The 8206-nt window shown below is 68.4% G+C and carries 8 protein-coding genes and 2 pseudogenes; 3 read left to right on the plus strand and 7 right to left on the minus strand.

Going from position 1 to position 8206, the window contains the following annotated elements; all coding sequences use genetic code 11:
• The 6 genes and pseudogenes from J7E68_RS14340 to J7E68_RS14365 all read right to left on the minus strand — a co-directional run.
• A partial coding sequence (locus tag J7E68_RS14340) for an MFS transporter (RefSeq protein WP_215173650.1) occupies positions 1-326 on the minus strand: 326 nt, incomplete at its 3' end.
• A 37-nt stretch (positions 327-363) separates the two neighbouring features.
• Complete coding sequence (locus J7E68_RS14345) at positions 364-1296, minus strand: amidohydrolase (protein WP_215173652.1); 933 nt, start codon at positions 1294-1296, stop codon at positions 364-366.
• Positions 1289-1894, minus strand: a complete 606-nt coding sequence (locus tag J7E68_RS14350; RefSeq protein WP_396652509.1) for an MFS transporter — start codon at positions 1892-1894, stop codon at positions 1289-1291. The genes J7E68_RS14345 and J7E68_RS14350 overlap by 8 nt, the downstream gene beginning before the upstream one ends.
• Before the next feature lie 139 nt (positions 1895-2033).
• Positions 2034-2612, minus strand: a pseudogene (locus J7E68_RS14355) (MFS transporter); the annotation flags it as partial.
• On the minus strand, positions 2612-3610 hold the full coding sequence (locus J7E68_RS14360) for an amidohydrolase (protein WP_215173658.1): 999 nt from the start codon (positions 3608-3610) through the stop codon (positions 2612-2614). The gene J7E68_RS14360 and the pseudogene J7E68_RS14355, both read right to left, overlap by 1 nt.
• Entirely contained in the window at positions 3607-4905 is a 1299-nt protein-coding gene (locus J7E68_RS14365) for a homoserine dehydrogenase (protein WP_215173660.1), read from the minus strand. The genes J7E68_RS14360 and J7E68_RS14365 overlap by 4 nt, the downstream gene beginning before the upstream one ends.
• Positions 4906-5068: 163 nt before the next feature.
• Between J7E68_RS14365 and otnK the strand changes: the two genes are divergently transcribed.
• From otnK to J7E68_RS14380, 3 genes are read left to right on the plus strand one after another with little or no spacing between them, the layout of a single operon-like run.
• Positions 5069-6316: a 3-oxo-tetronate kinase gene (otnK, locus tag J7E68_RS14370; protein ID WP_311417018.1), complete on the plus strand. Its 1248-nt coding sequence runs from the start codon at positions 5069-5071 to the stop codon at positions 6314-6316.
• Complete coding sequence (locus J7E68_RS14375; RefSeq protein ID WP_215173664.1) at positions 6300-6956, plus strand: class II aldolase/adducin family protein; 657 nt, start codon at positions 6300-6302, stop codon at positions 6954-6956. Before otnK ends, J7E68_RS14375 begins: the two co-directional genes overlap by 17 nt.
• A 12-nt stretch (positions 6957-6968) precedes the next feature.
• A complete protein-coding gene (locus J7E68_RS14380) occupies positions 6969-7775 on the plus strand; it encodes a DeoR/GlpR family DNA-binding transcription regulator (protein ID WP_215173666.1) in 807 nt (268 codons plus the stop codon).
• 34 nt (positions 7776-7809) lie between these two features.
• On the opposite strand, the pseudogene J7E68_RS14385 reads toward J7E68_RS14380, so the two are convergent.
• Positions 7810-8206: pseudogene (locus J7E68_RS14385) on the minus strand (hypothetical protein); the annotation flags it as partial.

Genomic DNA, 8206 nt, shown 5'->3' on the forward strand with positions numbered 1-8206 from the left:
AGAAGGTAGAACATCCACTCGCTGTCGACGATGAACATGAGACCCGAGATGAGACCCCAGGTGATCATGATGCGCGCGATCCAGCGACGCGCGCCGACCTTGGCGAGAATGAGGTTCGAGGGGATCTCGAAGATGAAGTATCCGATGAAGAACAGCCCGGCGCCGAGGCCGTAGACGACGTTCGAGAAGCCGAGGTCGGCGCTCATGGTCGCCTGCGCGTATCCGATGTTCACGCGGTCGAGGTATGAGAGGAAGAAGCCGAGCATAGCGAGCGGGAGCACGCGCAGCATCACCTTCCGGAAGAGCTTGTCGTCGTTGACGTTCATGGGGGTCCTTGGTCGTTGGTCAGGGATCGGGTCTCTGTCAGGAGATCGGGTCGGCGAGAGGTCTGGGGTCGTACACGCGCTGGGCCGTGTCGTGGAACACCGCACGCTGGGCGTCGGAATCGAAGGCGGAGAGGATCTCGCGGTAGCCGTCGACCAGGCCATGGAAGTCGATGAACATGCCGTCGACGGGGAAGTTGCTGCCGAACATGACGCGCTCGGCACCGAAGACCCGCACGAGATCTTCGATCGGACCGCGGTTGGCCTCGACAGTCCATGGCGTCCCGGCGACGCAGAGCCCTGACGCCTTGATCACCACGTTGGGTTCCTCGGCGACCCGCTCGAGGGCAGCACGCCAGGCCGCGACCGTCTCGTCGTCACGGGAAGCGAGCACACCCGCGTGATCGATCACCAGCGTGGTCTCGGGAAAGTCGACGGCGAGGCGGCGCGCCTCCTCGAGGTTCCACCACGGCGTCTGCAGGTCGAAGTGCAGACCGTGCTCGGCGAGAAGCGCATAGCCGTCGCGCCAGGAGTCGTCGCTCAGCAGTGAGCGCACACCCGCGTCGGCGTCATCACGCGACGTCGCCCCACCGGGCTTGTGCCGAACGCTCTTCACGGCGGGCACGGCAGCCAGCTCGGAAAGGCGATCGGCGATATCCGGAGCGTCGAGCCAGGCCTGTGCGACCATCGACCCGGGTACGCCCGACTCCTCGCGGTACCGCTCGATCGCTCGCACCTCAGCGAGACCGTCGCCCGGCACCCATTCGGCCTCCATGTAGACCGAGGCGACCACGCCCGCCCCCGCGATGTCCCTCAGATAGTCGGCCGGCAGATAGTCGCGCTTGATCGGCTCGTAGTCGCCGTACCGGTGAGCGACGCTCGCGCCCGGGGCCAGCCACGGATGACGGACGAGACCGAGGTCCCACACGTGGTGGTGGGCGTCGATGATCGGCCCGTCGTAGAAGTCAGGCATTCACGGCCGCCTTGCGCACTCCGCGCCCCTCGAAGTCGATCGAGAGCGAGCCGACGAGATAGATCGCGGCGCAGACCGCGAGGTAGATGAGCACAGCGGTGTAGCCGCCGGTGAACTGCACCAGGAGGCCTGCGACGATCGGCACGACGATGCCCGCCGAGGTGCCGGCGAAGTTCATCACGCCACCGACGATGCCGACGCGCTCGGGCTTGGCCAGACGACCGGGGATCGTCCAGTACAGGCCACCGAACAGGTTGAAGAACACTCCGATGCAGAGCAGGGTCACTGCTGTCGCCGCATCGCTCACGAACGGCAGTGCGGCGAGTGCGAGCAGGCTGAGGGCGCCGGATCCGCCGAACAGCAGCTTGAAGGCGCGGTTGGGAGACATGCGCTTCTGCAGGGTGTCGGCGAGGATGCCGCTGAGGATCTCACCGAAGGCTCCGCACAGGAAGATGAGGAAGGTCGCGAATCCCATGGCCGCGAGGTCGAGGCCTCGAGCCTGCGAGAGGTATGTCGGGCCCCAAGTGACCAGGCCCCAGAAGACCATGGCCCAGCCGATGCGGCCGACGACCATCCAGAAGACGGTCGCCCGACTCATGCCCGGCGGTTCCTCGTCCACACGCTCCTCGACGCCGCCGGAGCGGATCAGCTCCTCCTCTGCGCGGTTGACGAGCGGATGCTCCGAGGGGTGATTGCGGATGAACAGGGCGACGCCGATNNTGGCGGAGGAACAGGGCGACGCCGATGCCGATCACGACCGGGGCGAGACCGATGATGATGAAAGACCAGCGCCACGATCCCGTCGCCGTGATCAGACCGGTGACGACGAGAGCGCCGAAGGCCGACCCGAGCGGTGCACCGGAGTCGATGAGGGTGACACCGGTGGCGCGGTGCTTCGCCGGCAGCCAGCGGGTGACGAGCTTGTTGGCCGACGGCATGTACGGGGCCTCGAAGGCACCGAGGCCGAGACGGCTGAGGACGAGCATGACGGCGTTCACGGCAAGGCCGGCAAGGGCCGTGAACGACCCCCAGATGACGGCGGCGATGCCGATCACCCTGCGCGGTCCGAACTTGTCGGCGGCCGCACCGCCCGGGATCTGGAACAGGCAGTACGTCCAGAAGAACGCCGAGAGGATCAGGCCCTGCACAGCGGGCTCGAGCAGGAACTCGGCGCTGATCGTGGGCAGGGCGACCGAGAGCGAGGCCCGGTCGATGCAGTTGATCGTGTAGAAGACGAACAGTACGACGATGACCCACCAGCGGATCTTCGTGGGGCGTGCGGTGCGGGCGGCGGTGCCCTGGTCGACGGTGGTCATCAGTGGTCCTTGGAGAGCGAATCGGAGGGATGGGAGGAGAGGTCGAGCCGGTAGACCCGCGCGGCGGTGCCGGAGAACAGGGCGTCGAGGCTCGCGGAGTCGAGGCCTGTGGCACCGGCGAGGATCGTGTCCATGACCTCGTCGAAGTCGGGGGCGGTGAGCGTGGCGACCGGAAGGTTCGAGGCGAACAGCGCACGGTCGGCACCGAAGATCGAGAGGCTGTCTCTGACGACGACCTCGTTCGACGGGCGATCCCAGCGGTTGCGGTACAAGCCGAGCTCCGACACCTTGACGACGGTGCCGGGCAGAGCGGCGAGGCGCTCCATGCCGTCGCGCCACACACGCAATCCCTCGGCGGAGCGATCGAGCGGCAGGCCGCAGTGGTTCACGACGACGGGGAGATCGGGGAAGTCGGCCAGCACATCGGCCGCCTCGGCCAGGTGGTAGTGCGGGACGCGCAGATCCCACGAGAAACCGTGCGCCGCGAGGGCGGCGATCCCCTCGATCCACTCCGGGTCGTGGAGCGTGCCCGCCCCGGTCGCACGCTCGTCGGCGCGAGCGGCGATCACGGGCTTCGAGCGGATGCCGCGGACGATCGAGCGCTGTGCATGAGCGGCCAGCACCTCGTCGCGATCGGCCTGCAGGAATCCGACATGCGCGACGGCGGCGATCGGGAACCGTCCGGCGGTCGCGTCGCTGAGCCTCTGGAGGAAGTCGTCCTCCTCCACCTGCTCGCTGCGGCTGCGCTCGGCCTCGCAATGCACGGTGCCGATGACATCCCAGCCCTCGGTCGCCGCCAGGTACTGACGCGGCAGGAAGGTGCGACGCATCGCGTTGTAGTCGCCGAGGAAGAAGTCCTCGTTGTACTCGTCCTGGATCCACGGCCAGTGGCCGTCGCCGTCGAGATCCCAGAAGTGGTGGTGCCCGTCGACGATCCGCAGCTCGTATCCCTCGGGGAGACGCGCCGCGCGGATGCGGCGAGCAGCCTCGACGGTCACAGCCGGACGCCCTCGACGAACGCGGCACGCACGTCGTCCGCGACTCCCTCGAGGTCGGAGATGCGGATGAGCTCGCCCTCGGCGACGTCGCGCACGAGTCGCGCACCGGAGAGCAGGTAGTAGGCGGCAGCGAGCGCATCGTCGGTGTCGCTGAGGGCATCGGCGCGGTCGATGATCACGGGGCGGACGCCGTCGATCTCGTGGTGGTGCCCACGCACCTCGAACGTCGTACCGGCTGCGAGCGCCTCTGAGGCCCGAGCCGCGAGCACGGTGTGGTGGCGCGGTGCGGCGAACGGTGTCGCGCCGGTGGCGACGGCGTCGATCGTGAGCGGCGTCTCGACGCCCATGAAGTGGTAAGGCCAATAGATGCAGGCGTACTCGCCCGAGCGCGAGACGATGTGCCCCTTGCCCGCGAGCAGGTTCCAGACCTCATCGTCTCCCGTCGTGACGATCGTGAAGACGCCGCCGGCGAAGCTCGTCTCACCGGGCAGGCGCAGGGCGGAGAACACGTCGACCGCGCGCTCGGTGTCGATCAGGCCGCCGTCGGAGCGGCGTGCGTAGATGTCGGCCAGCTCGCTGGGACGCGCGACCGGGTAGTGCATGCGCTCGGTGTCGGCAGTGGCGCCCGAGTAGAGCGAGACGACGGCCATCTCGCACGAGTCGGCGGCGGCAGCTCGCTTGAGCGAGGCCACGATCGCGGCGCGTGCAGCAAGGGTCTCGTGGATGTCGTCCGCGAGGAACAGGTGATCGCCGAGACCCGAGGCGTCGATCCGCTCGCCCTGCTGGTCGAGGATGCCGGTGGCGGGGTCGAAGACGAGGTCGTACTCGCCGGATTTTCCGAGGGCGACAACGTGCAGACCGACCTTCTCGACCCAGTCGAGCAGACGCAGCAGGTTCGCGGGCTGGTCACCGTCTCCGGGGAGGTAGCCGACACCGCGTTCTCGCGCGGCCTTCGCGAGCGAGACGCCCGCGACGCTCTCGATCTCCTTGCTGACCATCACGACGTGGATGCCGCGGCTGATCGCCTCTGCGGCATAGCGGTAGCCGGCCTCGACGCGACCCGAGGCCTCGACGAGCACGTCGATCTCGTCCCACCGGACGTCGTCGTGACCGGGGATCGGTTCGGCGTCGGGGAGACCGCCGAGATCGGCGATGAGGGTGCGCACGCCGTCGACATCGGGGTCGATGAGCTGAGTCGCCGTCATGCGGTCGATCGACCGGAGCTGGGCGAGGAAGGTGCGGCCGAAGCCTCCGCGTGCGCCGGTGAGAGCGACGCGAACAGGAGTGCGGGTCATCGGTGGTCCCCTCTGCACGGGACGTTCCGTGCGGTCGTGCGATGCCCGGGGAGCGGGTTCTCCCGTGGGCGTCGATCACTTTTCCACAGTCATACAGAATTATCAAATTTGTTCACATGGATTCACACGTGGTGAAATGGTGTCACCTACCCGAGGAGGACGCGTGATCGAAATCGGCGCAGTCGCAGACGACTTCACCGGCGCGACGGATCTCGCCATCGCGCTGCGCGAGCAGGGGTTCCGCGCCGTGGTGTCGATCGAGGACGCCCCTCTCGACCCGCAGGAGCTGGGCGATGCGGATGCCGTCGTCGTCGCCCTCAAGACCCGCACCGCTCCGGTCGCCACTGCCGTCGCGCAGACCGTACGCGCCGTCGCGGCCCTCGAAGCGGTCGATGCGCGGCAGTTCTATGTCAAGTACTGCTCGACCTTCGACTCCACGCCCGAGGGCAACATCGGTCCGATCCTCGACGCCGTGCTGGACGAGCTCGGCGAACAGCGCACCGTCGTCGTGCCGTCCTTCCCTGACAACGGTCGCACTGTCTATCGCGGTCACCTGTTCGTAGGCGAGCAGCTGCTCGAGCACTCCCCCATGCGCCACCACCCGCTCACCCCGATGACGCAGTCGCGGCTGCGCGACATCCTCACCCCGCAGACCGGCCGCGAGATCCACGAGATCGCAGCCCCCACCGTCTGGGCCGGCCCGACCGCGTTGCGCAGTGCCCTGGCCTCGTCGCCTGCCGGTTACATCGTCGTCGACGCGATCACCGACGCCGACCTCGAGACCATCGCCACCGCCGTCTCCGACTGGCGCGTGGTGAGCGGAGGAGCGGGCCTGGCTCTCGGGATGACCGGCCCACGACCCGGCATGCTCTCGCCGATCGAGCCGGTGCCAGGACGACGCCTGATCGTATGCGGGAGCGCCTCGGCGAAGACCCGCGCGCAGATCGCCCAAGCCTCCGAGACCCTGCCGACCCGCAAGCTCGACATCGAAGCCGTCGCGACAGCCCCCGAGAGCGTCATCGCCGAGACGGTGTCGTGGCTGCAGAGCCTGGCCACCGACGAGATCCCGGTCGTGTACTCGGTCGGCTCGCTCGACGACATCCGCCGCGGGTCCGAAGGCCACACCGTCGCGGGCCACATCGAGGAAGTGCTCTCGGAGATCGTCTCCCGCGCCGTCGAGAGCCTCGGCGTCACCCAGGTGATCGTCGCGGGCGGCGAGACCTCGGGCGCGGTCGTGCAGCGCCTCGGAATCCAGCGCCTGCACATCGGCCCTCGCGTCGCGCCCGGCGTCTGCTGGAGCGCCGCCGGCACGGCGCACGGCCCGCTCACCATCGCACTCAAGTCCGGGAACTTCGGCTCCGAAGACATGTTCACCACCGCCTGGAGGGCGCTCGATGACCTCACCGATTGACGACCTGATCGCCGCGGGCGCCCGCGTAGCGGCAGCGGGGATCAGCCCCGGAAGCAGCGGCAACGTCAGCATCCTCGCCGACGACCTGGTCTACATGACGGGCACGGGCACCGATCTCAGCCGACTGTCGGAAGAGGACATCGCGGTCGTCACGCGCGACGGCGCTCTCGTACGCGGCGCGAAGCCCTCGAAGGAACTCGCCCTGCACCTGGCGTTCTACGAGAAGAACGCCGCCCACGCGGCGGTCGTGCACCTGCACTCCCCGTTCGCGGTAGCGGCGAGCTGCCTCGAGCCCTGGTCGGACACGAGCGCGATCCCGCCCCTCACTCCGTATTTCGTCATGCGCGTCGGGCAGAGCCCGCTCGTCCCGTTCCGCGTGCCCGGAGACCCCGACCTCGCCGCACAGCTGCTCGCGATCCCGCATCCGTTCCACGGCGCGCTGCTCGCAAACCACGGACAGATCGTCTCGGCCCCCGGCCTGGATGCCGCGATCGAGGCGGCGATCGAGCTCGAAGAAGCATGCCGCATCACCCTGCTCACCGACGGCAAGCCCCGGCGCCTGCTGCCCGCTGAGGACGTCGCCGCGCTGGCCGCGCGGTGGGGCACACCCTGGACCGAGAGCGTCGCCCTCGTTCGCTAGGCTGACCACGATATGACGAAGCCCGCCTCTGCCGCATCGACGCCGCTCATTCCCGAGCAGCGCCGCGAGCTGATCGTCAAGCACCTCCGCCGCGAAGGAGTACTGAGCTATCGCCAGCTCACAGACCTGCTCGGCGTGAGTCACATGACGATCCGTCGCGACATCGCGGTACTCGAAGAGGCCGGCCGCGTGCTGGCCACGCCAGGGGGCGCCAAGATCGCCTCACGTCTGGTCGCAGAGCCCTCGCGCTTCGAGAAGGCCCGCCAGGACGTCGCCGAGAAAGACGGGATGGCCCGCCACGCGGCATCCCTCGTCACCGAGTCGATGACGATCTACCTCGACGCGGGCACGACCATCCAGGCGATGCGCCCGCACCTCGAGGGCATCCAGGATCTCACCGTCGTGACGAACGACCTGGCGATCATCGCCGCGTTCCTCGACCACCCCACGGCCGACATCATCGCGATCGGCGGGCGGGTCGAGAAGGCCAACCAATCGACCACCGGCCGGCTCGCCGCCCTCACCCTGCACGAGCTGTCGATCGACATCGCCTTCCTCTCGTCATCATCGTGGGATCTGCGCCGCGGTGTCACCACCCCGACCGAATCGAAGATCGCGCCCAAGACGGCGGCTCTCGAGAGCGCCAGCGAGACGGTGCTCGTGGCCGGCAGCTCGAAGTACGGCACATTCGGCCGGTACCGCGTGCTCGACCTCACCGATCTCGACCTGATCGTGACGGATGCCGGGCTCAGCGACGCCACGGCGAACGGCATCGAAGAACTCGGCGTCTCGGTCGTGCGCACCGGCGGCGCGGCCTGAGGCCACCGGGCGCGGCTGCTGCATCGCCCGCCGCCTAGTCCGAGGCGCTGTCGAGGAACACCCCGACCCGGTCGCCGTCGAGCACGAACTGCAGCGCCGTGCCCGCGGGATAGCGCTCGATGAACGCATCCGGGGTGTCACCGTCGATCGGAATCTCGGCGGTGGCAGGGAACGCGCCGATGCTGCACGCCCCGTACATGGGTCCTTCGATGCTCCACGATGTCCCGCTGAAGTCGCCCTCGTCCGGCACATCCTGCGTTCTGACGACGGTGAGGCAGCGGTTCTCCGACTCGCGGTCTCCGGATTCCGAGACCCACCCGGGGCTCTCGAAGATCGTCAGGCCGAAGAAGTCCGCCGAGGCGGCGTCCTGCTCGGCACCGGCCCACCCGTCGGGAATCGCGCCGGTGCGCGTCAGCTCGACGGTGGCGATC

This window comes from Microbacterium sp. ISL-103 (assembly GCF_018613995.1).
In the GTDB taxonomy this organism is placed as follows: Bacteria; Actinomycetota; Actinomycetes; order Actinomycetales; family Microbacteriaceae; genus Microbacterium.

What these genes read in the sequence shown, in the direction of transcription:
- J7E68_RS14350 (WP_396652509.1), bottom strand. Translation starts at nt 1,894, where the DNA reads ATGAGTCGGGCGACCGTCTTCTGGATGGTCGTCGGCCGCATCGGCTGG.
- J7E68_RS14375 (WP_215173664.1), top strand. Translation starts at nt 6,300, where the DNA reads ATGACCTCACCGATTGACGACCTGATCGCCGCGGGCGCCCGCGTAGCG.
- J7E68_RS14345 (WP_215173652.1), bottom strand. Translation starts at nt 1,296, where the DNA reads ATGCCTGACTTCTACGACGGGCCGATCATCGACGCCCACCACCACGTG.
- J7E68_RS14380 (WP_215173666.1), top strand. Translation starts at nt 6,969, where the DNA reads ATGACGAAGCCCGCCTCTGCCGCATCGACGCCGCTCATTCCCGAGCAG.
- J7E68_RS14365 (WP_215173660.1), bottom strand. Translation starts at nt 4,905, where the DNA reads ATGACCCGCACTCCTGTTCGCGTCGCTCTCACCGGCGCACGCGGAGGC.